The sequence below is a fragment of the Nonomuraea rosea genome, assembly GCF_039539705.1.
Classification (GTDB): Bacteria; Actinomycetota; Actinomycetes; order Streptosporangiales; family Streptosporangiaceae; genus Nonomuraea; species Nonomuraea rosea.
On record NZ_BAABDQ010000028.1, the window covers coordinates 22,098 to 44,807 of the forward strand.

Below are 22,710 nucleotides of genomic sequence, written 5' to 3' on the forward strand. Positions count from 1 at the left end.
TTGGCTGATCTGACAACACCTGCCCTTCCATGCTGTCAATCTGCAAGATCAACGGACGATGGGATGACGAATATGCCGGCACGCCGCCGTGGGCTCGACGACCTGGACCTCCGTGTGCTCCGCCTCGTCGCCGAACGTCCGCGCAGCGGCCTGCTGGAGCTGGCCCGCCTGCTGGGGGTGGCGCGGGGGACCGTACAGGCCAGGCTCGACCGCATGACCGCCGACGGCGTGATCACCGGCTTCGGCCCGAACCTGTCCCCCGCCGCGCTCGGCCATCCGGTGCAGGCGTTCACCACGCTGGAGGTCGAGCAGGCCGCCCGCGAGCACATCTCCAGAACGCTTGAGGCCATCCCCGAGCTGCTGGAGGCGTACGTCGTGACCGGGCCCGGCGACGTGTGGTGCCGGATCGCGGGGCGCGACCACGAGGACATCCAGCGGATCATCGACGTGATGCTCAGGATCCCGGGCGTACGCAGGAGCACGACCGTCATCACGCTGTCAGCCGTGGTGCCCCACCGCGTCCTGCCGCTGGCAGCGGCTGACAGGCCGGTGACAGGTCGATACCAGGGCGCCCCCGCACCGTTGGAGGCATGACACACGCGATCGAAGCAGAAGGGCTCGTCAAGAGGTACGGGCGCAAGAACGCGCTCGACGGCATCGACCTGACGGCGCGAACCGGCGGCGTGCTCGGCGTCCTGGGACCCAATGGCGCGGGCAAGACCACGGCGGTGCGGATCCTGGCCACCCTGGTCGCCCCCGACGCGGGCCGCGCCCTGGTCGGGGGGCACGACGTGGTCCGCGAGGCCGCGCGGGTCCGCGAGCTCATCGGCCTGACCGGCCAGTACGCCTCGATCGACGAGAAACTGACCGGCACCCAGAACCTGGTGCTGATGGGCCGCCTGCTCGGCCTGTCCAGGGCGTCGGCCAGGGCCAGGGCCGCCGAGCTGCTGGCCCGCTTCGGCCTGGAGGAGGCGGCCGGGCGCGCCGCCGCCGGATATTCGGGCGGCATGCGCCGCCGCCTCGACCTGGCGGTCAGCCTGGTCAGCAGGCCGCAGATCCTCTTCCTCGACGAGCCCACCACGGGGCTGGACCCCCATGCCCGCGCCGAGCTGTGGGACGTGGTCAGGGAGCTGACCGCCGACGGCGTGACCGTGCTGCTGACCACCCAGTATCTGGAGGAGGCCGACCAGCTCGCCGACGACCTGCTGGTGATCGACCGGGGCCGGGTCGCGGCTGCGGGCACCCCGGCCGAGCTCAAGGCGCTGGCGGGCGGCCACCGGCTCGACGTCAGGCCGCTGCACGCCGCCGACGTCGAGAAGGCCGAGGCGATCCTCGGCACGCGGGCGGCCGACGGCCTGCTGACCATGCCGGTGCACGACCTGGCCGTGCCGCCCGATGTGCTGCGCAAGCTGGACGACGCGGGCGTCGTGCTCGCCGAGCACGCCCTGCGCCTGCCCTCCCTGGACGACGTCTTCCGCACCCTGACCGGAGCCTCCCGATGACCACCGCACTCTCCCAAGGGCTGACGCTGGCCTGGCGCAGCCTCATCCCGTTGAAGAACAGCCCAGGCCAGCTCATCAGCCTGCTGCTGCAGCCGGTTTTCATGATCGTTGTGTTCGTCTACCTGTTCGGCGGGGCGGCGGGCGGCGATCGGGCGGGCGCGGTGGCGTACATGCTGCCCGGCGTGCTCGTCCAGGTGGCCCTGATGGCGACGATCACCACCGGCATGAACCTGTCCACCGACATCGGCAACGGGGTGTTCGACAGGTTCAGGACCATGCCGATCGCCAGGTCGGCGCCGCTGGCCGGGCGCATCATGGCGGACCTGCTGACGCTGCTGATCACCATCGCGATGTCCCTGGCCGTGGGGTACGCCGTCGGCTTCCGCATCCAGACGGGACCGCTGGCCGCGCTGGCCGGGATCGGCCTGGTGCTGCTCATGGCCATGGCGCTGAGCTGGGGCTCGGCGTGGATCGGGCTGGTGGCCAAGTCCGTCACGTCGATGCAGGGGATCGCCACGGCCGTGCTGCTGCCGCTCACGTTCGGCAGCAGCGCGTTCATCCCCGCCACCGACATGCCGGGCTGGCTGGCCTGGTGGATGGGCGTCAACCCCGTCTCCCACCTGGCCGGCGCGCTGCGCGGCCTGATGATCGGCGGCCTGCACCCGTCCGACGTGTGGATCACCCTCGGCTGGACCGCCGCGTTGCTCGCGGCCTTCGCCCCCACCGCCCTTCGCGCCTACAACAGGAGAGTCCGATGATCGAGACCACCGAGACCATGACCACCCGTGACGGCGTCGAGCTCGTGGCCACGCTGTGGCGGCCCGCCGCGACCGGCCGCTTCCCCGTGCTGCTCTCGCGCACCCCCTACGGCCGGGGTCCCGCCGGGCCCGGGTTCCACCTCGACCTGCCCAGGCTGGTGGCGGCCGGGTACGCCGTCGCCGCCCAGGACGTGCGCGGCACCGGGGCGTCGCAGGGCGGCTTCCGGTTCATCAGCGGCGAGGCGGCCGACGGTTACGACGCGGTCCGGTGGGCCGCGACGCAGCCGTGGTCGGACGGGAACGTCGGCATGTTCGGCGACTCGTACCTGGCCATCACGCAGCTGCTCGCCGCCCAGGAACGCCCCGAGGGGCTGCGGGCCATCGCGCCGCACGTCTCGCCCAAGAGTCTGTACGACTGCGTCTACCAGCCGGGCGGCGTGCCCAATCTGAACGTCATCCTGACCATCTGCCTGGTCGTGCTCGCCACCGGGGAGCTGGACCGCCGGATCGCGCTGGGCACGGCCACGCCCGGCGACAAGGAGGAGTACCTGGCCGCCCTCGGCCTGCCCGACCGGGTCGATGAGGTCCTGGGCGCGCTGTTCGAGCGGCTGCCGCTCAGTGACCAGCCGCTGCTGAAGGACCTCGTGCCCTACTACTCCTCGTGGATGGGCACGCCCGATCCCGGCGATCCGCTGTGGCGGGACGCGATCGTGCGGCATGCGGAGATCGAGGTGCCCGCGCTGGTCGGCACCGGCTGGTACGACTACTTCCTGGACGCCTCGATCGAGCACTACGAGGGGTTGCGCGGGGATTCGCGGCTTGTCGTAGGGCCTTGGGCGCATTTTTCGGCCGAAAGGGGGATCTGCGGGCGTGACTACGGCGACCAGGCGAGCCAGGAGGCGATCGACTGGACCGGCGTCCATCTCGACTGGTTCGACCACTGGCTGCGCACGGGGCCGGCGGGCGACTCCCGGCCGCTGGGCGGCGGGTCCCGGTCGCTGGAGGGCCGGGCGAAGGTGCGGATCTTCGTGATGGGCGACGACGAGTGGCGGGACGAGGACGACTGGCCGCTCGCGCGGGCCCGGCTGGTGCCGTACCACCTCGGACCGGGCGGCACCCTCAGCACCACGCCGGAGCCGGGCGGCGCGGGCGCGTTCGCCGGCGACCCCGGCGACCCGGTGCCGACGGTCGGCGGCGCGGTCATGGCGTTCGACGCCTACGGCCCGCTGGACCAGCGGCCGCTCGACGCGCGCGGCGACGTGCTGCGTCACCAGAGCGAGCCGCTGGCCGCGCGGGTGGAGGTCACCGGGCGGGTCGAGCTGGTCGCACGCGTCTCGTCCACGGCGGGCAGCGCGGACGTCACCGCCAAGCTGATCGACGTGCACCCCGACGGGCGTGCGGAGCTGCTGACCGACGGCGTCGTCCGGGTGACGGGCCTGGTCCCCGGCGAGGTGCGCGAGGTCACGGTGCCGGTCGGCACGACCTCGAACGCGTTCCTGCCCGGGCACCGGATCAGGATCGACGTGGCGGGCTCGAACTTCCCCCGGTTCGGCAGGAACCCGGCCAAGGGGACCACCACGGTGCACGGCCCCTCCTACGCCGTGCTGCCGATCATCTCGTAGAGCTCCCGTCGCGGCTTGGCCGCGCCCTCGGCGGCGAGCTCCGCGTAACGCTCTTCGCCGAGGGCGGCTCTGGCCGCCGTCACGCCCTCGGCGGTGTCGATGTCGATGTCGTGCGGGTCGAGCGCCGACGACGCGCCGAACAGGACCGCGGCCCGTTCCTGGTCTCCCCCGGCCTGCGCGGCCAGGGCGAATCCGGCGTACACGACGGACGTCAGCGACCGGTCGGCGTCGAGGTCGCCGAGTGCCTTCAGGGCCTGGCGGTGCTGCTCCAGGGCCGCGTCCAGGTCACCGGCGAGTGCGAGCGCCCGGCCGTACGCGGTCCTGACCGCGACGGCGAGTTGCGCGATCGGCGGCGCCTGCGCCATCACGCCGAACAGTCCGCGGTAGATCTCCAGGGCCCGCTCCACGTCGCCGATCCTGCAGGCGTAGGCGGCCTCGCCCATCCCGAGCTGCACCAGCGAGAACGGGGTCGTGTCCGCCGCCACGCCGGCCCGCGCCCTGGCCAGGTCGTTCGCCGCGCCCGCCAGGTCGCCGGTCCTGGTGCGCAGCATGGCCAGCCTGATCAGGGTGGAGATCGCCTCGTCGGCGTTGACCCAGTGGTCGGTGAGCGACCACGTCTCGGCGATCAGGTCGTCCGTCGGCACGCCCTTGGCGACTCGGATGGAGGCCAGCCCCAGCAGCGCCTCGCTCAGCCCCCACCGGTCCCCGAGCTGCCTGAACCCGGCCACCGCGCGCTCCAGCCGCTCCTCGGTGCGGTTGCGGTCGCCGATCATGAGGGCGGCGCTGGACAGCCAGAGGTCGTCGCTCTCGGCGAAACGCTCGAGCAGCTCGGCCGCGTAGTCGTCGCGGCCCGCGGCGGCGGCCATCACGGCCTTGCTGATCCGCAGCAGCGGGTGCAGCGGCCCCTCCCGCTCGGCCAGGCCGACCAGCTCGTCCATCCGATGCGAGAGCAGCAGCATGGCGGGCCGGTCGGAGACCAGGGAGGCGAACACGTCCACGCCGTAGGCGAACAGGCACGCCGTGTACGCCCTCGCCAGCCCCGGCGGCGGCGTGTCGCCGACCAGCTCGATCACCTGGGTGGCCCAGCCGACGCTCTCCTGCCGGTAGCCGCACATCCACCAGTACCAGGTGAGCGCCGCGCACAACCGCAGCGCCGTGTCGACGTCCCGCTCGTCGATGGCCCAGCGGAGCGCCGCGGCGAAGTCGTCCCGCTCGTGCGACAGCCGCTCCATCCAGCCGAGCTGCGCGGCCGTCCGCAGCTCGGGGACGGCCCGCTCGGCGAGTTCGAGCAGGTACGCCGCATGCCGCCGCCGGTACTCGGCGAGCTCGCCCGCCTCCTCCAGACGTTCTGCGGCGTAGGCGCGGATGGTCTCCAGCATCGAGTAGCGGCCCTCGGGCGAGACCTGGACCAGCGACTTGTCGACCAGCGCGCCCAGCACGTCCGCCGTGCTCGCGCACACCGACTCCACGGCCTCCAGCGTCGCGCCGCCGGCGAACACGGCCAGCCGCCTGGCCAGTACCAGCTCCCGCTCGTCGAGCAGGTCCCAGCTCCACTCCACCACCGCCCTGAGCGTCTGCTGGCGCGGCAGGGCGGTCCTGCTGCCGCCGGTGAGCAGCTCGAACCGGTCGCCGATCCGGTCGGCGAGCTGCTGCGGGGTCATGGTGCGCAGGCGCGCCGCCGCCAGCTCGATGGCCAGTGGCATGCCGTCCAGCCGGCGGCACAGGGACACCACCGCGGCCACGTTCTCGTCGTCCAGCGCGAACCGCGGACTGGCGGCGGCGGCGCGGTCGAGCAGCAGCCGGACCGACGGGTAGCCGCCGGCCTGCTCGGGACGCGCGCCGACGGGCGGCGGTTCGAGCGGCGGGATGGGGGCGAGGTGCTCGCCCGGCAGGTTCAGCGGCTCCCTGCTGGTGGCCAGCACCCTGAGCTCCGGGCACTCGGTCAGCAGTCGCTCGGCCAGCATGGCGGCGGCGTCCACGAGGTGCTCGCAGTTGTCCAGGACGAGCAGCGCGGGGCGGTCGGCGAGCGCCTCGGCGACCTGCTCGACCGGGTCCTTGAGGTCCTCCTGGCGGTGGTAGGCCGGGCGGTCGTCGCGCAGGCCGAGGGTGTCGCGCACGGCGCCGGGGACGTCGGCGGGGTCGCTGATCGGGGCCAGCTCGATCAGCCAGGCGGCGCCGAGGTCGCTCTTGAGCGCCACCTCCGTGGCCAGCCGGGTCTTGCCCGCGCCGCCCGGGCCGACCAGAGTCACGATCCTGGCCCTGGCCAGCAGGGCGGCGAGCTGCTCCTGCTCGACCTCGCGGCCGATGAAGCTGGTACGCGGCGCCCGCACGTTCCCACGCGACCCCCGGCCCCGGCCGTCGCGACCCTGCCCGTCCCGGCCCTGCCCGTCGCCTCGCTGCCCGTCGCCCCTCAGCCCGTTGTGGATCTGCTGGTCGCGGGCCCTCGGGTCGCGCTCGCCGGCCGGGAGGGCGGGGCGCAGCTCGCCCGACAGCACGGCCAGATGGGCGGCGCGCAGCTCCGCCCCAGGATCGACGCCCAGCTCGCCGGCGAGCTTGCGACGAGTGCGCTCGAACAGCTCCAGCGCCTCCGCCTGCCGCCCCGACACGGCGAGCGCGCGCATGGCCAGCGCGGCCAGCCGCTCCCGCAGCGGGTTCGCGGCCAGCTCCGCGAGCAATTCGACGGGCAATTCGATGGGCAACGCGGCCGCCGCCAGCCGGGCCTCGGCGCGGGACTCGACGGCGGACAGCCGCTCCTCCTCCAGGGCGACGGCCGCGTTCGCGAGCGGCGGCACCGCGGTCAGGTCGGCCAGCGCGCGCCCGCGCCAGAGGGCCAGCGCCGCGTCCACCCCGTCCGGCGTCCGCGCCAGGCGCCGGAACAGCAGCGCGTCCACGGAGTCCGCGGGCACGGCGAGCGTGTAGCCCCCGGGCCTGCTCTCCACCACCTCGTACGGCCGCAGCGCCACCCGCAACCGCCTGACCAGCGTCTGCAGCGCGTTGGCGGCGTTGGCGGGCGGCTCGTCCGGCCAAAGGGCGTCGATCAGCCGCTCGGCCGTGACGGTACGCCCGGCGTCGATCGCCAGCACGCCCAGCAGCGCACGCAGCCGGAAACCGCCGACCGCGATCGGCCCCCCGTCGCCCTCGACCTCCATCGGCCCCAAGATGGATATCCGCACATGTCCCATCCTGCCGTGCCCAGCCGGCCGCCGGTGGCACGGCCCGCACGACCACCCCTAGCCATGCGGACCGCGCACTCACCTGACGCGGCGAGCCCACACGCCTGCCGGCGCCGCCAGCCACGGCGCTCGAAGGCGGACCCTCCAAATTCATAGTAAACCAATAGGGATTATAGGTAAAGCTCAGACTTGCACGAGAGTGATGACGCCCGCACCGAGCAGGGCCACCGCCCACATGCGATCCACGTTGAACCAGGCCCTCCGGAGCACGGCCAGCCCGGCCACCTTGTACACGATCACCGCGATCCCCCCGGCCACCAGGAACATGGCCAGCGTGTGGAAGGCCGCCACGCCCAGCCCGCCGGACACGGCGTGCCCCGCGTGCCCCTCGGCGCTCAGCCCGGTGAACACCGGCAGCAGCATCAGCCCCGCGCCGTGCGCCGACGACATCAGGAACGACCAGCCGGCCAGCTGCCACAGGGACAGCCGCATCCCCACCCAGCGGAAATGCCTGGACGACAGCAGCCGCCACAGGCCGAACCCCACCAGCACCACCCCGCCGGCCACCGAGAGCACGGTCCCGGTGACCAGTGAGCCGGTGCCGGCCACGACGAGCGCCACCAGGGCCACCGACGCCAGGTGGCCGAGGGCGATCATCGGTATCGACTGGAGCAGCCGGTCGATGCTGCGCTCCTGCAGGCCGCGGGCCACGGCGAAGAGCCAGCCCATGGCCGGGTTGAGACCGTGGAAGGCGCCCAGCAGGAGCACCGTGGCAAGGGTCACGGATAACAGTAGGAGTCGGAGGAGGCGTCGCCGCCCTGAAGGCGCACCTGGTGGGGGCGCAGGCCGCGGAAGTCGTCGCCGTGCGGGAAGAAGCGGGTGTCGAAGGTGAACGAGTCCGCGTCGATCTTGGCCATCCAGGCGCCGACGCCCTCGGGGTAGAACTGGTCGTCCCAGGAGCCGTACAGGGAGTTGGTCAGGTAGACGCGGCGGCCGTCGCGGCTCACCTCGACCATCTGCGGGCCGCCGCGCGGTGCGAACCCCGGGTCGGCCGGGTGCGGCGTCCGCCGGACGATCCCGCCGACGCGCAGCGAGCCCAGCTCCACCGGCTCGTACGGATCCGACACGTCGTACTGCTTGATCTCGCCGGTCCCCCAGCAGGAGACGTACAGGCGCTGGTCGTCCACCGAGAGCGCGATGTCGGTCACGAGGGGCGGGACCGCGCCGAACGGCTGGAGGAGCGGCGGGAGGAGGTCGGCCGCCGCGGGCTCTGCGGGGATGGAGATGACCTTGCGCGCCTGCCAGCGGCCGTCCTCGTGGAACCAGAGCCAGACCGACGCCGACAGGTCCTCCACGCTGGTGACCACGCCGACGAACCCGTACAGGCGGGTCGGGTCGTGGGCGGGACGCAGCTCCAGCGGCATCTGGTACTCGTCGCCCAGATCGACCTCCTGGAGGTGCGTACGCTTGCGAAGGTCCCAGAAGTGCAGCTTGTGGCCGTATTTGCGGCCGAGCAGCAGCTCCCCCACCACCCCGTCCTCGATCATCGACGGCGTCCCCCACTCCGAGGTGATCAGCACGTCCTGGTTGATGTGCCACCAGAAGTCGTAGGCGAGGTACTGCGGCCCCCTGTCCACCTCCCACTGCCCGACGACCTCGAACGAGGTGTGGTCGAGCACCGCGATGCCGCCGGGGCCGTCGCGGCCGTCGGCGCCGCCGATCGCGGACACGTACAGGCCCTCGGGGCCGCAGTGGACGGTGTGCGGGCGCGAGTAGCCGGCCCGGTTGGCCAGCGTCTCGGGTTCGATGACCTTGACCAGCTCCGGGCTGATCCGGTCCTTGGTGTCGTAGATGTGGATGCGCGAGGAGCGCAGGCCGGGCACGACGAGGTAGCGGCGCTCGACGTGCGGGTGCGGCGCGTTGGGGCACAGGGCGCTGCTGCAGGCGTTCCACCCGAAGTGGTGCAGTTCGTCGCCGGTGTTGGGCAGGTCGGTCCAGCCGATCACCGTGCCGTAGGCGGCGGAGGAGGGGTCGGTGTCGAGCACGGCCAGCGCGTCCGGCCGTTCGGCGGCCCGGTCGAAGGCGGCGACGTACGCGAGCTTCTCGGAGGGGGCGCCGGCCGCGTCCCTGGGTGAGGGATAGAACGTGGGGTCGGGAGTCCAGAGAGTCATCTTTCCAGATATAGACCGATTCCCTACACGGTCAATAGGTAATGATCTCTGCGGCCGGCCCACCCGGTTTACAGGCCCCCTCTTTCGTGATGGATTCAGGAAATGACGGTGCAGGGCACGTGTGATCCGCGGTTCGCCCAGGTCGCGGAGGAGTTCGAGACCAACCTCGCCGGCCGCGGCGAGGTGGGCGCGTCGGTGTGCGTGATCGTCGGCGGCGAGGTCCTCGTCGATCTCTGGGGCGGCCAGGCCGCGCCAGGCCGCCCGTGGGAGCGCGACACGATCGGCCACGTCTGGTCGTGCACCAAGGGCGCGACGGCCGTCTGCGCCCACCTGCTCGCCGCACGTGGCGAGCTCGACCTCGACGCGCCGGTCGTGCGCTACTGGCCCGAGTACGGCGCGCACGGCAAGGGCGGCACGCTCGTCCGCCACCTGCTCAGCCACCAGGCGGGGGTGCCCGCGCTGCGTGAGCCGCTGCCGCCCGGCGCCTTCTACGACTGGAAGCTGATGGCCGACCGGCTCGCGAACGAGGAGCCGTTCTGGGAGCCGGGCACCCGGCACGGCTACCACGCGCTGACCTTCGGCTACCTGGTCGGGGAGGTCGTGCGGCGGATCAGCGGGCGCTCGCTCGGCACGTTCTTCCGCGAGGAGGTGGCCGAGCCGCTGGGGCTGGAGTTCTGGCTGGGCCTGCCGGAGGCGCAGGAGGGCAGGGTCGCGCCGACGATCCCGGCCGATCCGCCCGAGGAGCCGCCCGCCTTCTCCATCAAGGCGTTCACGGACCCCGCCTCGCTGCCCGCGCTGCTGCTGGCCCACGAGGGCGGCTACATGGCGTTCGGCGAGTCCGACAGCCGGGCGGCGCACGCCGCGGAGTCCGGGGCCATCGGGGCGATCACGAACGCGCGGGGCCTGGCCGGCCTGTACCGTCCGCTGTCGCTCGGCGGCGGCGAGCTGGTCAGCGGCGAGCACCTGGCGGCCATGTCGCTGACCGTCTCGGCCGGCGCGGACGCGGTGCTGCTCGTGCCGACGCGGTGGGCGCTGGGCTTCATGAAGTCGATGGACAACCGGCACCTGCCGCCCGCCGACAGCGAAGGTGTGCTGATGTCGGCGACCGCGTTCGGGCACGCCGGGATGGGCGGATCCGTGGGGTTCTGCGATCCGGCCGCGCGGCTGGCGTTCGGCTACACGATGAACAAGCAGGGCCCGGGGCTCGGCGTCAACCCGCGCGGGCAGGCCCTGGTGGACGCCGCGTACCGGGCGCTCGGCCACCGGCAGGTGTACGGCGGAATATGGCTCGCACCAGGGGACTAATCACGCGATACCGTGATATGTCACCGGTTCTTCCTCTGGAGCAAGCGGCATGTTCTTCGGTATCACCAATTTCTGGGCCTACGTGATCGGCGCCTTCCTGATCATCCTCCTGCCCGGCCCCAACTCCCTCTACGTCCTGAGCTTCGCCGCCCAGCACGGCGTCCGCCAGGGCTACCGGGCCGCCGCGGGCGTCTTCGTCGGCGACAGCGTGCTGATGTTCCTGGCCGCCGCGGGCGCCGCGTCCCTGCTCCGGTCGAACCCGCTGCTGTTCACGATCGTCAAGTACGCCGGAGCCGGCTATCTGGCCTGGATCGGCTTCGGGATGATCAGGGGCGCCTGGCGGGCCTGGCGTACCAGGCTCGACGTGCAGGAGACCTCGGAGGCGACCCTCGAACGCCGGCCGCGCCCGTTCCGCAAGGCCCTGACGATCAGCCTGCTGAACCCGAAGGCCATCCTGTTCTTCGTCTCGTTCTTCATCCAGTTCGTGGACCCGGCCTACGCCACGCCCGCTCTGTCGTTCCTCATCCTCGGCGCGGTCATCCAGGTCTTCAGTTTTCTCTACCTGACGGCCCTGATCTTCGGCGGCACCTACCTGGCCGCCCAGTTCCGCCGGCACAAGCGGCTCAGTGCCGGGCTGACCTCGGGCGTCGGCGCCGTCTTCCTGGGTTTCGGCGCGAAGCTCGCCACCACGTCACTCGGATGAAACCAGTACTCAAGGCCTAGATGGTTTCGTGTGAGCCAGATGGAACGTGTCAAAAGAGGCAGTCGCACCACACCTCCTCGGGTACGGTAGGCCACCGGCGTGCTTCCCGGGACTCCGGTGATATCGATCTGGTTACAGCGACCGGTCCATCCGGAAAGCCTTGTCCCCCGAACCCCGGGTAGACGCTGATCGTCGGCCTATCTGCGGAGCAGCCTTGAACCACACTCCGGTAACCCTCCCACGCCTCACCGCCCTCGCCCGGCAGGCGGCCCCCAGGCTGCTCGAAGGTGTCGTGGCACCGCTGGCGGTGTTCTACCTCGCCATGGTCGTACTCGGGTTCAAGGGTGCGCTCGTCGCCACCGTCACCTGGGTCTATCTCGGGGTGGCCTGGCGGCTCGTCAGGCGCGTCAAGGTGCCCGCCACGATGTACCTGGCCGCGTTCGCGATCACCGTCCGCGCTCTGGTCGGCTTCTGGACCGGCACGTGGATGTGGTTCTTCATCCAGCCCGAGATGGGCACCATCTGCATCAGCATGGTCTTCCTCGCCTCGGTCCGGCTGAACAAGCCGCTCGTGCAGAAGCTCACGCTCGACTACATCCACCTGCCCTCCGCGGTGCTCAAGCACGAGCGGGTGCGCAGGTTCTTCGCCAGGATCACGCTGCTGTGGGCGTTCGTGCTGCTGGCCAACTCCACGTTGAGCATCGTGCTGGCGGTCTACGAGTCGCTGGCGGGCTCGCTGGGCGCGTTCATGGTGCTGCGCACGTCAGCGGTGGCCGTGATCAGCGGTCTGGCGATCGCGTTCTCGATCTTCGCCTTCAAGCGCGTCCTGCACCGGCTGCACGTCTCCCACACCTGATCTCCCCGCTGATCTCTCTACCAGCAGGAACGCGCCGCACATCCCCATGACCAGCCCGGTCAGCAGGCCGAACAGCTCCACGAAGTCCGCGATGCCCCCGGAGCCGGAGCCGAGCGGCCCGCCGGCCGATCTGAGGATCATCGCGTAGAGGCCCCAGCCGAACAGCACGCCGGAGCCGAGCCAGGCCACGACGAGCGGCCGCCAGAACGGGCCGCTCGCCCGCCGCCGGACCAGGGCGAGCAGCGCGAGCGCCCCCGCGATGGTCAGCAGGCCCTTGAAGCCGTCCTGGAGGGCGGCGGTGAACGGCTCGGACACCGTCCAGGACAGCCTGATCACGCCGGTCGCCCCCGCCACCAGCAGCGCGCCCCAGGCGACGACCTCCTGGAACGACCTGGTCGCGCTGGTGAAGGGGTGGCCGAGCCGGGTGGTGAAGACGGCGGGCCACCGGTCGCGTGCGTAGAGGGCGAAGGCCGCCATGAGGCCGCAGCCCTGCCCGACGAACCCGCCGTAGACCATCAGGTAGACCCACGACGCGATGGGACCGCCGCTGAACACCGCGGCCCCGCCCGCCGCCAGCGCCACCGGGGCCGTGACGACCACCACCGACAGCAGGCCCGTGCCCACCCACAGGGGCAGCAGCACGAGCCAGGCGGGCAGCCGCAGCCCCCACCGCATGCTGAACGCCAGCGCCAGCACCAGGCCCACGGCGTCCATGCCGAAGGTCATCGCGTTGAGCCCGGTCATCGCCGGGTCGCTCATCAGCTCCGGATCGGCGACGCCGAGTGAGCTGCCCGTCAGCCAGAGGATCTTCAGCGTGAGATAGGGCAGCATGGCGGCGATCGCGACGATCGCGGCGGTGACGCGGCCTATCCCTGGTCTCTGCTCAGTCATGCTCCGAGCGTCGCGTGCCGGGCGGCCGGCGTCCTCCCGAGCCGTGGGGATCCTCCTCCCCCGCAGGGGGGATGGTCACGGGCTCTGGGGGATGGTCACGGGCTCAGGGGGGATGGTCACGGCCAGCTCGAAGCCGTTGCCCGCCGGTCCCGCGGTCAGCGTGCCGCCCGCGAGGCGTACCCGCTCGCGCAGGCCCGCCAGGCCCAGGCCGCCGGGCGAGGCGGTGGGGCGGGAGCGCGGCGGCCCGTTGCGCACGGCGACGCGGTGCGGCGCGAGCGAGACCGTGACGGGCGCGCCCGGCGCGTGCTTGGCGGCGTTCGTGAGCCCTTCCTGTACGACGGCGCGGGCCAGGGCGGGCACCGGCCCGGGCGCCGACTCCAGGGTGATCGGCATGCCGGAGTCCCTGGCCCGCCGCACCAGCTCGGTGACGTCCTCGTCCACCGGCGCCAGCGGCGGGGCCTCGGCGTCCTCGCGCAGCAGGCCGATGATCTGGCGCAGCCGCTCGGTGGCCTCCGCCGCCGCGACCCGCAGCTCCCCCGCCGCCTTCGCCTGCGCCGGAGCCAGCCCCGGGGTCACCTCCAGCCCGGCCGCCCGGACCGCGATCAGGGCCAGGTCATGGCCGAGCGAGTCGTGCATGTCCCGCGCGATCCTGGCCCGCTCCCGCAGCCTCGCCTGCGCCTCCGCCGACATCCTGGCCTGCCGCCGCTGCTGCAGCAGCTTGCGCCGCAGCAGCCCGAACAGGTACGGGACGAGGTACGTGCCGGCCAGCCCGGTGATCATGGACACCCACAGGCCCAGATCACCGCCCCTGGCCAGCACGACGCTCACGCCCACGACCGCGATCAGGCAGAACGCCGCCGGCGCCGGCCAGACCTTGGACATGCGCCGCCCGGTCAGGTAGGCGTACCAGATGATGAACGGCGACGTGGCCAGCAGCGGGAGGATCTTCACGTTGCGCCGGGGCAGCAGCCAGGTCAGGTCCACGGTCGCGAACCCCTCGCTGAACCGCCACGGCCCCAGCGGCACCAGCAGCAGCACCGCCGCCAGCGGCCAGCGCCGGCCGACCAGCACGGCCAGCGTGGCGAGCGCCAGTCTGGGCCCCGTCACCACGCCGAACGCGGCGGGATCCACGAAGGGATCGGGCCCCATCGCCGCGGCGCAGACGCAGAGCACGACCCAGAGCAGCACGTCGTAGACCACCTGGCGGCGGCTCTCCCGGCGCAGCCGGCGCAGCCGGCGCAGCCAGCGCAGATGCTTCACCGCACCGACGGTAGCGGGCGACGGGAGCCGAGGGCCCCGCCGGAAGTCACGTGCGGCCCCTGACGAAAGTCGGGGTGGGGCGGGGGGCGCCTGCACGGTGGAGGGGTGGGCCCGGGGCACCCGCACGGTAGAGGGGTGGGGCGGGGGGCACCCGCACGGTAGAGGGGTGGGGCCCGGGGCACCCGCACGGTAGAGCTAGCCCCACCTCGAAAGCGCCTACCTCCACTCCTGTGTCCCGCGGCCGCAAACGGTTTGATCGATGGTGTCACCCGGAGGTCGCAGCCCCGCCCCTGACGAAAGTAGGGGGTGGTGGGTGCCGATCGTCCGATGTGCCGTGACCTGCGGAGTTTCTACCTTCATGGGGTACCGGCCCTGACCCGTATCGGGGATGGGCCCGCGTTCGACCCGGGGCATCCCCGATGTCCCCGGGCCCCGTACGCCGACACGCTGTGTGAGTGCCCTAACGATCGGAGTACACGCTCATGTCGCACGCCATCCTCGACCTTGTCGAACAGGTGATGTCGTCGCCCTGGTTGTATGTCGCGCTGTTCGCCCTGGCACTGCTCGACGGGTTCTTCCCCATCGTGCCCGCCGAGACCTCAGTGATCACCGCGGCGGTCTTCGCCGCGTCCGGCGAGACGAACCTCGCCCTCGTGATCGTGGTCGCGGCCCTCGGCGCGTTCGCGGGTGACCACATCTCCTACCTGATCGGCCACAAGTCGGCGGGCAGGCTCCGCGGCAAGAAGGCGTTCATCTGGGCGCGCGGCGCGCTGGAGGAGCGGGGCGGCCTCGTCCTCGTGGTGGCCAGGTACATCCCCGGCGGGCGTACCGCGACCACGCTGACCATGGGCGCGGTGGGGCATCCGCTGCGCTCGTTCACCTTCTTCGACGCGATCGCGGCGAGCTCGTGGGCGGTGTACTCCGGGCTGATCGGCTTCTTCGGCGGGATGGCCTTCGAGAACGACCCGATCAAGGGCCTGCTCCTCGGGCTGGGGATCGCCCTGTCCGTCACGGCGCTCGTCGAGGTCGTGCGATGGGCCAGGAAGCGACGCGCCATCCAGCCTTCTCCAGAACGCCTTCCCGTGGACACGTCCGTTTGACCCTGCCTGGTAACCATCCGTCTGGAAAGGAGTGCGCATGACTGTGCTGGCCGCGGTAATCGCCCTGGTCGGTTCGCTGTTCTTCGCGCTCGGGGCCGCTCTGCAGCAGTTCGAGGCGGCCGGCACCGGGAAGCCGGGGCTGCTCGCCCTGATGCGGAAGCCCCGCTGGCTGTTCGGGGGCGTGTCCATCCTGGCGGGTGGCGGCCTGCACATCGTCGCTCTGGGGCTCGGCCCGCTGACCATCGTCCAGCCGATGGGCGTGGCCAGCCTGCTGTTCGCCCTGCCCATCGCGGCCACGCTGCACGGCCGCAGGCCGTCGCGGCGGGAGCTGTCCGCGGCCGGGGTGGTGGCGGCCGGGCTGATCGGCCTCGTGCTGCTGGTGCCCGCGTCCGACGGCCCCACCCACCTCAGCCCCAGCGGCGTGTTCACGCTGCTCGGCGTGTCCGGCATCGCCGCCGTGCTGCTGTGGGCGGGCTCGAAGGCGGCCTCGCCCACCGGCCGGGCGGCGCTGCTGGCGACCAGCTCCGGCGTGCTCTACGGCGCGACGGCGACGCTCGTCCGCGTCCTGGTGGACGGTGCGTGGAACTGGTGGTACCTGCTGGCGCTGCCGATCCCCGCGCTGCTGGCGCTGATGATGCTCCAGCGTGCGTACGCCGTCGGTCACTTCGGCGTCTCGTTCGCCTCCCTCCAGATCGCCGACCCGCTGACGGCCGTGGCGTTCGGCGCGCTGCTGCTCGGCGAGCCGCTGCCGACCGGGGTCGCCCCGATCGCGGCGGCGGCGCTCACCGCCGCCGGCACCTTCGCCCTGGCCAGGACCAGTCCGCTGGAGGCGCATCGCGAACCTGCCTGATGTTCCCTGTTCTTCTTCTGCGCTCTTTCTTCCGGCCCTCCCCCGGCCGGGTCCCCTTGTGAATTTGGAGTCACCGTCATGGCCATGCCCCTGCATACCGTCACAGACCACGTCACCCTCGCACCGGCTCCCGAACGCCCCCGGCGGGTCCTGATCTCGACCGACACCTATCCTCCCGACGTGAACGGCGCCGCGTACTTCACCCACCGCCTGGCCACCGGCCTGGCCGCGCGCGGCAACGAGGTGCACGTGGTCTGCCAGTCCGAGCTGGGCCCGGCCAGCGCCGACGTGGTGGACGGCGTGGTCGTGCACCGGCTGCGCTCGGCCCCGCTCCTGGTCCACCCGACCATGCGGGTCACCGTGCCGACCAGGCTGGACCGGCTGGTCGCCGGCATTGCGCCCGACGTGCTGCACACGCAGGGCCACTTCGTCGTCGGCCGGGCCGCCATCGCCGCCGCCCGCCGTGCCGGGGTGCCCATCGTGGCCACCAACCACTTCATGCCCGACAACCTCTTCCAGTTCGGCCACATCCCGGACCGGCTGAGGGCCAAGGCGGGCCGCCTGGCCTGGCGCGACTTCAGCCGGATCTTCAACCGGGCCGTGCACATCACCACCCCCACCCCGCTGGCCGCCAGGCTCCTGGCCGAGCAGGGCTTCACCAGGGAGGTGGAGGCGGTCTCCTGCGGGATCGACCTGACCAGGTTCCACCCGCACGCCGAGCCCAAGGCGTGGGCGCGCAGGATGTTCGACCTGCCGGACCGGCCCACGGCGATGTTCGTCGGCCGCCTGGACGAGGAGAAGCGCCTGGACGAGCTGGTCCGCGCCCTGCCGATGGTGCTCAACGAGACCGACGCCCAGGTGGCGCTCGTCGGCAAGGGCAACCAGCGGGCGGAGTTGGAGCGGCTGGCCAAGCGCATCGGGGTGAGCGACCGCGTGTTCTTCCTCGGCTTCGTCGCCGACGAGAACCTGCCCCAGGCGTACGCCGCCGCCGACGTGTTCGCCATGCCGGGCGTGGCCGAGCTGCAGAGCATCGCCACGCTGGAGGCCATGGCGACGGGCCTGCCCGTGGTGGCCGCGGACGCGATGGCGCTGCCGCACCTGGTGGACGGCAACGGCTACCTGTTCCAGCCGGGCGACGTGGTCTCCCTGGCCAGGCACCTGACGGACATCCTGACCGACGACGTCCTGCGGGCCAAGCTCGGCAAGGCCAGCAGGGAGCTCGCGCTGACCCACGACGACCAGTCCTCGCTCGCCCGGTTCGAGCGCATTTACGATGAGGTGGCTCGATGACCCCACTGCAGAGCGTCTGGGGCACCGTCGCCGGCACGGTGGTGTCCGTGTGCGCCCTGACGTACGCGCAGGTGGCGCTGCCCACGCAGCCGCTGCTCAGCGACTACGCGCTGGTGTCGGGCGGGCTGCCGCCCGTACTGATCGGGATGCTGGCACTCGCGGGGGCGTGCCTGAGTCTCGCGTACGGCCTGGCGGCCGGCGATCCGGTCCGCACCGCGGCCACCCGAGTGCTGCTGCTGGCCGGGGCGGCCGGCCTGATGATGAGCGCGATCTTCCCCACCGACCCAGGCTCGTCCCAGGTCGGCTCGCTGACCGGCGAGATCCACCGCTGGGCGGCGGCGATCGTCTTCACCTCGCTGCCGGTCGCCGGCTGGACCCTGGCCCGTGGCCGCGCGGCGGCACCCAGGTGGAACGCGGTCAAGGCCATGAGCGTGACCTCCGCGGTGACACTGGCGGCGTACCTGGCGGCGCATCCGGCCACCTTCACCTCGCCGCTGATCAACGGCGCGGCCTACTACGGGCTGCTGGAGCGCGCCGTAGTGCTGGCCGAGATGGTGCTGCTCACCGTCATGGCGCTGGCCGCCACCGAGCGGCAGCCGGCCGTACGGGCCGATGCGGCCCCGTCGGCGCCCGCCGGGGACGGGCAGCGGCCGGCGCCCCACGACGACGACCGGCAGGAACGACTCGCCGCCTGACACACTTCGACCGCCGGCGAAAGGACCGCGTTCTAGCGTGAAGCCATGCACACCAGGGGACTCATCACCAGACATGCCGAAGCCCAGGCGGTGCTCGCCGACACCAGGTACGTGCCGCCTCCCGTACGCCAGGACGGCCAGGAGGGAACGCTCGCCTGGCTCCGCGCGCGGGTGTCCAGGTTCAGCACCGGGCAGGCGCACGCCGAGCGGCGGCGGCTGCTGACCGAGCGGCTCGCCACGGTGGACACCACGGTGGACGCCGCCGGGCTGAGAGCCGCCGCCCGCGCCATGACCGAGGAGCGCGGCGGCGACTGGCGCGGCGTGCCCACGGCCGTGCTCGGAGCCGCGCTGGGCATCTCGGACACTTCAGCCGTACCCGCCGCCGCCGCCGGATACCTGTCCGGCGAGGAGAGCCGGGAGGCCGACGCCGCCGTCGCCGAGCTGATCAGGCTGGCCGACCTTCCCGCGATCACCCTGCTGCTCCAGGGACACGCCGCCGTGGAGGGGCTCATCGAGACCGCGCTCAAGCACGCCGAGCCCGGCGACGACATCGATGCCCTGCTGGCGGAGACGCTCAGGCAGGATCCGCCGCTGAAGGCGACCCGCAGGCTCGACACGCGGACCGGCGACGAGGTGACGATCGACCTGGTGGCCGCCAACCGCGACCCGGAGGTGTTCCCGGATCCCGCGCGTTTCGACCCGGCACGCGGCCGCGGTCCGCACCTGACCTTCGGCTCCGGCGTACGTCCCTGCCCGGCGCCCGCCCACGCGCTCGCGCTGGCCGCGGGCGTGCTCGACGCGCTGCTCGGCGGGAGCCCACGATGAACTTCAGTGACCGGCGGGAGCCTCCGATGAACGTTAGTGACCTGCGGGATTCCCCGGCGAGCTCCAGCGACCTGCGGGAATTCCCCGCGAGCTTCGGTGAGCTGCACCGTCCCGGCGACCCGCTGCTGCTGCCCAACGCCTGGGACTACGGCTCCGCCGCCCTGCTGGCCGCGCACGGCTTCCCGGCCATCGGCACGACCAGCCTCGGTGTGTCCGCCGTGTACGGCAAGCCGGACGCCGCCGGCGCGACCAGGGCGGAGACGATCGAGCTGGCGGAGGCGATCAAGGACCTCGGCGTCCTGGTCACGGTGGACATCGAGGGCGGCTTCAGCGACGATCCCGCCGAGGTGTCGGACCTGGTCGCGGGCCTGGCCGCGCTCGGCGTGGCCGGCGTGAACCTGGAGGACGGCCGCCCCGACGGCACGCTGCGCCCGGTGGAGCTGCACCAGCGGATCATCGAGGCGGCCAAGGGCCACGGCGTGTTCGTCAACGCCCGTACGGACACGTGCTGGCTCAAGACCGGCGACACGCGGGAGCGGGTGAGCGCGTACGAGCACGCGGACGGGATCTTCGTACCCGGGCTGAGCGACCTGACGGAGATCGCCGAGATCGCCGCCGGCACGCCGCGGCCGCTCAACGTCCTCTACCAGCCGGCCGGCCCCACCCTGGCGCAGCTCGCCGCGGCCGGGGTGGCCAGGGTGAGCACCGGCTCGCTGCTCTACCGGGCCGCGCTCCAGGGCGCACTGGCGGCGGTGCTGGCCGCCCGCGGGGAACAAGCACCGCCAGTGCCGACATATGCGGAAATCGCCGCGATGCTGCCGCAGCCGCGATAATCAAGACATGCGCTTCCAGATCCTCGGGCCCACCAACGTGCTGGGCGAGGACGGCGAGCCGATCGTGCTCGGCGGCCCCCGGGTACGCGCCCTGCTGACGCTGCTCGCCCTGCACGCGGGCCGCATCGTCGGCGCGGAGCAGCTCGTGGACGGCATGTACGGCACCAGGCCCCCCGAGGGGGTCGCCAACGCGCTCCAGTCGCAGGTGTCCAGGCTGCGCAGGGCGCTGGGCCGGGACGTGGTGGAGTTCCACCCGGCCGGATACCGGCTGGTGGCCGACCCGCAGGACGTGGACGCGCGCAGGTTCGAGCTGCTCGCCCAGGCGGGCCGGCAGTCGCTGGCGGGCGGCGACCCCGGGCAGGCGGCCGCACTGCTCCGCGAGGCGCTGGAGCTGTGGCGGGGCGCGCCGCTGACCGACGCCCCGCACGCGGAGGCCGCCGCGACGGCGCTGGCGGAGCTGCGGCTGAGCGCGACGGAGGACCGCGTGCAGGCGGACCTCGACCTGGGCGGGCACCGCGAGCTGGTCGCCGAGCTGACCCAGCTCGCCGCCGCCCACCCGCTGCGCGAGCGGCTGCGCGCCCAGCTCATGAGGGCCCTCTACGGCAGCGGCCGGCAGGCGGAGGCGCTGACCGTCTACGAGGAGGCCAGGAAACTGCTGGACGACGAGCTGGGCGTGGAGCCGGGGGCCGAGCTGGCGGCCGCGCACCTGGCCGTGCTCAGGGCCGACCCGGCGCTCGGCTCCCCCGTGCCTTCCGCGCCTTCCGCGCAGCGGTCCAGGCAGTGGTCCAGACAGTGGTCCAGGCAAGGGCTGCGGGCCCAGCTCACCAGCTTCGTGGGCCGCGCCGACGAGCTCACGCAGCTGGGCGACCGGCTGCGGGCGAACAGGCTGGTCACCTTGATCGGCCCGGGCGGCGCGGGCAAGACGCGGCTGGCCGCCGAGGCGGCCGAGCAGGCGCCGGGCGACGTGTGCTTCGTGCCGCTCGCCCCGGTCACCGACGGCGCCGACGTGGCCAGGGCCGTGCTGGCCGCGCTCGACATCCGCGACGCGATGCTGCACCACTCGGGCAGGCCCGTCGTGGACCCGGGCACGCGGCTGCTCACCGCGCTGGCCGACCGCAGCCTGCTGCTGGTCCTGGACAACTGCGAGCACCTCGTGGCCGCCACGGCCGAGCTGACCGACCTGCTGCTGGCCTCCTGCCCGGGGCTGCGCGTGCTGGTGACCGGACGTGAGGCGCTGGGCATCACGGGCGAGTCGATCCTGCCGGTGTCGCCGCTGCGGCTGCCGCCGCCCGACGCGGGCGACCCGCTGGACTATCCGGCCGTCCGGCTGTTCGCCGACCGGGCCGCCTCGGTGCAGCACGGATTCGCCGTGGACGCGGGCAACGCGGCGCAGGTCGTACGCATCTGCCGGGCGCTCGACGGGCTGCCGCTGGGCATCGAGCTGGCGGCGGCGCGGCTGCGTACGCTGTCGGTGTCCGACATCGCGGCGCGGCTGGACGACCGGTTCAGGCTGCTGACGCGCGGCAGCCGTACGGCGCTGCCCAGGCACCAGACGCTGCGCGCGGTCGTCGCGTGGAGCTGGGACCTGCTGGACGAGAGCGAGCAGCGGCTGGCCAGGCGGCTGTCGGTGTTCGTGGGCGGGGCGCGCCCCGAGGCGGCCGAGCGGGTGTGCGGGCTGCCGGAGGAGGTGTTGTTCTCGCTGGCGGAGAAGTCGCTGGTGGAGTACGTCGACGGCCGGTACCGGATGCTGGAGACGATCAAGGCGTACTGCGCGGAACGGCTCGCGGAGTCGGGCGAGGTGGCCGAGCTGCGCGACGCGCACGCCGACTACTACCTCGACCTGGTCGTCATGGCCGACCCGCGGCTGCGCACCGCCGAGCAGCTGGAGTGGCTGGCCCGGCTCGACGAGGAGAGCGACGACCTCAACGCGGCGGCGCGCTGGGCCACCGAGTCGCGGCGGCTGGAGCTGGGGCTGCGGCTGTTCGCCTACAGCGCCTGCTACTGGTGGATGCGCGGCAACCGCGTCACCAGCGCGAACCTGGCCGCCGAGCTGCTGGCCGCGCTCGGCACCACCCGGTTCGAGGGGCTGGAGGAGGAGTTCGCCATGTGCGTGCTCATCACCGCCTGGACCGGGCCCATCGACGACGAGACCCGCGAGCGGCTGGCGGAGGTGCACAGCCTGCTGCCTGTCACGTACATGCCTCAGCGGGTGGAGTTCCTGATGATGCTCCTGTCCATGCTGACGGGGCCGCCCAGCGACTTCGAGGAGACCTACGGCCTGCTCATGGAGCTCTCCCGCACCTTGCCGCCCTGGCAGCGGGCGCTGTCCTACAGCGGCGCGGGGTTCGTGCAGCAGGCCATGGGCAACATCGACGAGGCGGTGGCCCAGTTCGAGCTGAGCAGGGCCGCGTTCAAGGCCATCGGCGAGCGCTGGGGCACCGCGCTGGTGCTGTCCGGGCTCGGCTCCCTGCACCACGAGCAGGGCGACTTCACCGCCGCGTACGCGCTGGCCGACGAGGCGGTGGCGGTGGCGCGCGAGCTGGACGCCAAGACGGAGATCGCGGAGAACCTGTGCCGGCGCGGCGACGCGCTGTTCGGCCTGGCCGACACGGCGGGCGCGCAGGCCGAGTACGTGCTCGCGGCCGAGCTGTCGCGCAGGAACGGCTCGGTGGAGATCCTCGCCTGGGCGCATTGCGGCATGGGCGTGGTGGCGCTGTCCTGCGGCGACGTGGACGAGGCGCGCTCCTTGCTGACGCGGGCCCGCGACGAATGCCCGGGCGACTGGTACAGCACCAGGGACATCCGCGTCCGCATCGACGCCGCGCTGGCCGAGGTCAGCAGGACGGTCAGCGGACGGTAGGCCGCCCGTCAGCCAC

General features: G+C 72.7%; 19 protein-coding genes. 14 read left to right on the top strand and 5 right to left on the bottom strand.

Annotation, left to right across the window (positions count from 1 at the left end; all coding sequences use genetic code 11):
* The first annotated feature begins 72 nt into the window (after window positions 1-72).
* From ABEA43_RS44520 to ABEA43_RS44535, 4 genes are read left to right on the top strand one after another with little or no spacing between them, the layout of a single operon-like run.
* Window positions 73-594, top strand: a complete 522-nt coding sequence (locus ABEA43_RS44520) for an Lrp/AsnC family transcriptional regulator (RefSeq protein WP_345572001.1) — start codon at window positions 73-75, stop codon at window positions 592-594.
* Window positions 591-1,502, top strand: a complete 912-nt coding sequence (locus tag ABEA43_RS44525; RefSeq protein WP_345572003.1) for an ATP-binding cassette domain-containing protein — start codon at window positions 591-593, stop codon at window positions 1,500-1,502. Before ABEA43_RS44520 ends, ABEA43_RS44525 begins: the two co-directional genes overlap by 4 nt.
* Complete coding sequence (locus ABEA43_RS44530) at window positions 1,499-2,260, top strand: ABC transporter permease (protein WP_345572005.1); 762 nt, start codon at window positions 1,499-1,501, stop codon at window positions 2,258-2,260. The genes ABEA43_RS44525 and ABEA43_RS44530 overlap by 4 nt, the downstream gene beginning before the upstream one ends.
* Window positions 2,257-3,882 carry a CocE/NonD family hydrolase gene (locus ABEA43_RS44535; protein ID WP_345572007.1) on the top strand — a complete coding sequence of 542 codons (1,626 nt, stop codon included), beginning with the start codon at window positions 2,257-2,259 and terminating at the stop codon, window positions 3,880-3,882. The genes ABEA43_RS44530 and ABEA43_RS44535 overlap by 4 nt, the downstream gene beginning before the upstream one ends.
* Here ABEA43_RS44535 and ABEA43_RS44540 read toward each other — a convergent pair.
* From ABEA43_RS44540 to ABEA43_RS44550, 3 genes are all read right to left on the bottom strand, one after another.
* Window positions 3,855-7,055, bottom strand: coding sequence for an AfsR/SARP family transcriptional regulator (locus ABEA43_RS44540; protein WP_345572009.1), 3,201 nt, complete (start codon window positions 7,053-7,055; stop codon window positions 3,855-3,857). The genes ABEA43_RS44535 and ABEA43_RS44540 overlap by 28 nt on opposite strands.
* A gap of 183 nt (window positions 7,056-7,238) precedes the next feature.
* Window positions 7,239-7,838 (bottom strand): hypothetical protein, encoded by a 600-nt coding sequence (locus ABEA43_RS44545; RefSeq protein WP_425570487.1) that lies wholly within the window; start codon window positions 7,836-7,838, stop codon window positions 7,239-7,241.
* A complete protein-coding gene (locus tag ABEA43_RS44550; protein ID WP_345572011.1) occupies window positions 7,835-9,226 on the bottom strand; it encodes a selenium-binding protein SBP56-related protein in 1,392 nt (463 codons plus the stop codon). The genes ABEA43_RS44545 and ABEA43_RS44550 overlap by 4 nt, the downstream gene beginning before the upstream one ends.
* 102 nt (window positions 9,227-9,328) lie before the next feature.
* Between ABEA43_RS44550 and ABEA43_RS44555 the strand changes: the two genes are divergently transcribed.
* From ABEA43_RS44555 to ABEA43_RS44565, 3 genes are all read left to right on the top strand, one after another.
* Window positions 9,329-10,531 (top strand): serine hydrolase domain-containing protein, encoded by a 1,203-nt coding sequence (locus ABEA43_RS44555; RefSeq protein ID WP_345572013.1) that lies wholly within the window; start codon window positions 9,329-9,331, stop codon window positions 10,529-10,531.
* 49 nt (window positions 10,532-10,580) lie between these two features.
* Window positions 10,581-11,234: a leucine efflux protein LeuE gene (leuE, locus tag ABEA43_RS44560; RefSeq protein WP_345572015.1), complete on the top strand. Its 654-nt coding sequence runs from the start codon at window positions 10,581-10,583 to the stop codon at window positions 11,232-11,234.
* Window positions 11,235-11,448: 214 nt separating this feature from the next.
* Window positions 11,449-12,090, top strand: a complete 642-nt coding sequence (locus ABEA43_RS44565; RefSeq protein ID WP_345572017.1) for a VC0807 family protein — start codon at window positions 11,449-11,451, stop codon at window positions 12,088-12,090.
* Here ABEA43_RS44565 and ABEA43_RS44570 read toward each other — a convergent pair.
* The gene (locus tag ABEA43_RS44570; protein ID WP_345572019.1) at window positions 11,998-12,981 is read right to left on the bottom strand and encodes a hypothetical protein; all 984 of its coding nucleotides are present in this window, start codon (window positions 12,979-12,981) and stop codon (window positions 11,998-12,000) included. The two genes, ABEA43_RS44565 and ABEA43_RS44570, sit on opposite strands and share 93 nt — an antisense overlap.
* Before the next feature lie 75 nt (window positions 12,982-13,056).
* Window positions 13,057-14,241 carry a sensor histidine kinase gene (locus tag ABEA43_RS44575; RefSeq protein ID WP_345572022.1) on the bottom strand — a complete coding sequence of 395 codons (1,185 nt, stop codon included), beginning with the start codon at window positions 14,239-14,241 and terminating at the stop codon, window positions 13,057-13,059.
* Window positions 14,242-14,723: 482 nt separating this feature from the next.
* On the opposite strand from ABEA43_RS44575, the gene ABEA43_RS44580 reads away from it, so the two are divergent.
* From ABEA43_RS44580 to ABEA43_RS44610, 7 genes are all read left to right on the top strand, one after another.
* A complete protein-coding gene (locus tag ABEA43_RS44580; RefSeq protein ID WP_345572024.1) occupies window positions 14,724-15,341 on the top strand; it encodes a DedA family protein in 618 nt (205 codons plus the stop codon).
* 37 nt (window positions 15,342-15,378) lie between these two features.
* Window positions 15,379-16,191: a DMT family transporter gene (locus ABEA43_RS44585; protein WP_345572026.1), complete on the top strand. Its 813-nt coding sequence runs from the start codon at window positions 15,379-15,381 to the stop codon at window positions 16,189-16,191.
* Window positions 16,192-16,269: 78 nt separating this feature from the next.
* A complete protein-coding gene (locus ABEA43_RS44590) occupies window positions 16,270-17,481 on the top strand; it encodes a glycosyltransferase (protein WP_486348731.1) in 1,212 nt (403 codons plus the stop codon).
* Window positions 17,478-18,176: a DUF998 domain-containing protein gene (locus ABEA43_RS44595; protein WP_345572030.1), complete on the top strand. Its 699-nt coding sequence runs from the start codon at window positions 17,478-17,480 to the stop codon at window positions 18,174-18,176. Before ABEA43_RS44590 ends, ABEA43_RS44595 begins: the two co-directional genes overlap by 4 nt.
* A 45-nt stretch (window positions 18,177-18,221) precedes the next feature.
* The gene (locus tag ABEA43_RS44600) at window positions 18,222-19,001 is read left to right on the top strand and encodes a cytochrome P450 (protein WP_345572031.1); all 780 of its coding nucleotides are present in this window, start codon (window positions 18,222-18,224) and stop codon (window positions 18,999-19,001) included.
* Window positions 19,002-19,027: 26 nt separating this feature from the next.
* Window positions 19,028-19,834 (top strand): isocitrate lyase/PEP mutase family protein, encoded by an 807-nt coding sequence (locus ABEA43_RS44605; RefSeq protein WP_345572032.1) that lies wholly within the window; start codon window positions 19,028-19,030, stop codon window positions 19,832-19,834.
* A 7-nt stretch (window positions 19,835-19,841) separates the two neighbouring features.
* Window positions 19,842-22,694 carry an ATP-binding protein gene (locus tag ABEA43_RS44610; RefSeq protein ID WP_345572033.1) on the top strand — a complete coding sequence of 951 codons (2,853 nt, stop codon included), beginning with the start codon at window positions 19,842-19,844 and terminating at the stop codon, window positions 22,692-22,694.
* The last annotated feature ends 16 nt before the right edge of the window (window positions 22,695-22,710 follow it).

Coding starts and splice junctions, on each gene's coding strand:
- ABEA43_RS44610 (WP_345572033.1), top strand. CDS start 19,842: ATGCGCTTCCAGATCCTCGGGCCCACCAACGTGCTGGGCGAGGACGGC.
- ABEA43_RS44585 (WP_345572026.1), top strand. CDS start 15,379: ATGACTGTGCTGGCCGCGGTAATCGCCCTGGTCGGTTCGCTGTTCTTC.
- ABEA43_RS44535 (WP_345572007.1), top strand. CDS start 2,257: ATGATCGAGACCACCGAGACCATGACCACCCGTGACGGCGTCGAGCTC.
- ABEA43_RS44530 (WP_345572005.1), top strand. CDS start 1,499: ATGACCACCGCACTCTCCCAAGGGCTGACGCTGGCCTGGCGCAGCCTC.
- ABEA43_RS44590 (WP_486348731.1), top strand. CDS start 16,270: ATGGCCATGCCCCTGCATACCGTCACAGACCACGTCACCCTCGCACCG.
- leuE (WP_345572015.1), top strand. CDS start 10,581: ATGTTCTTCGGTATCACCAATTTCTGGGCCTACGTGATCGGCGCCTTC.
- ABEA43_RS44555 (WP_345572013.1), top strand. CDS start 9,329: ATGACGGTGCAGGGCACGTGTGATCCGCGGTTCGCCCAGGTCGCGGAG.
- ABEA43_RS44550 (WP_345572011.1), bottom strand. CDS start 9,226: ATGACTCTCTGGACTCCCGACCCCACGTTCTATCCCTCACCCAGGGAC.
- ABEA43_RS44520 (WP_345572001.1), top strand. CDS start 73: ATGCCGGCACGCCGCCGTGGGCTCGACGACCTGGACCTCCGTGTGCTC.
- ABEA43_RS44600 (WP_345572031.1), top strand. CDS start 18,222: ATGCACACCAGGGGACTCATCACCAGACATGCCGAAGCCCAGGCGGTG.
- ABEA43_RS44570 (WP_345572019.1), bottom strand. CDS start 12,981: ATGACTGAGCAGAGACCAGGGATAGGCCGCGTCACCGCCGCGATCGTC.
- ABEA43_RS44580 (WP_345572024.1), top strand. CDS start 14,724: ATGTCGCACGCCATCCTCGACCTTGTCGAACAGGTGATGTCGTCGCCC.
- ABEA43_RS44605 (WP_345572032.1), top strand. CDS start 19,028: ATGAACGTTAGTGACCTGCGGGATTCCCCGGCGAGCTCCAGCGACCTG.
- ABEA43_RS44595 (WP_345572030.1), top strand. CDS start 17,478: ATGACCCCACTGCAGAGCGTCTGGGGCACCGTCGCCGGCACGGTGGTG.
- ABEA43_RS44525 (WP_345572003.1), top strand. CDS start 591: ATGACACACGCGATCGAAGCAGAAGGGCTCGTCAAGAGGTACGGGCGC.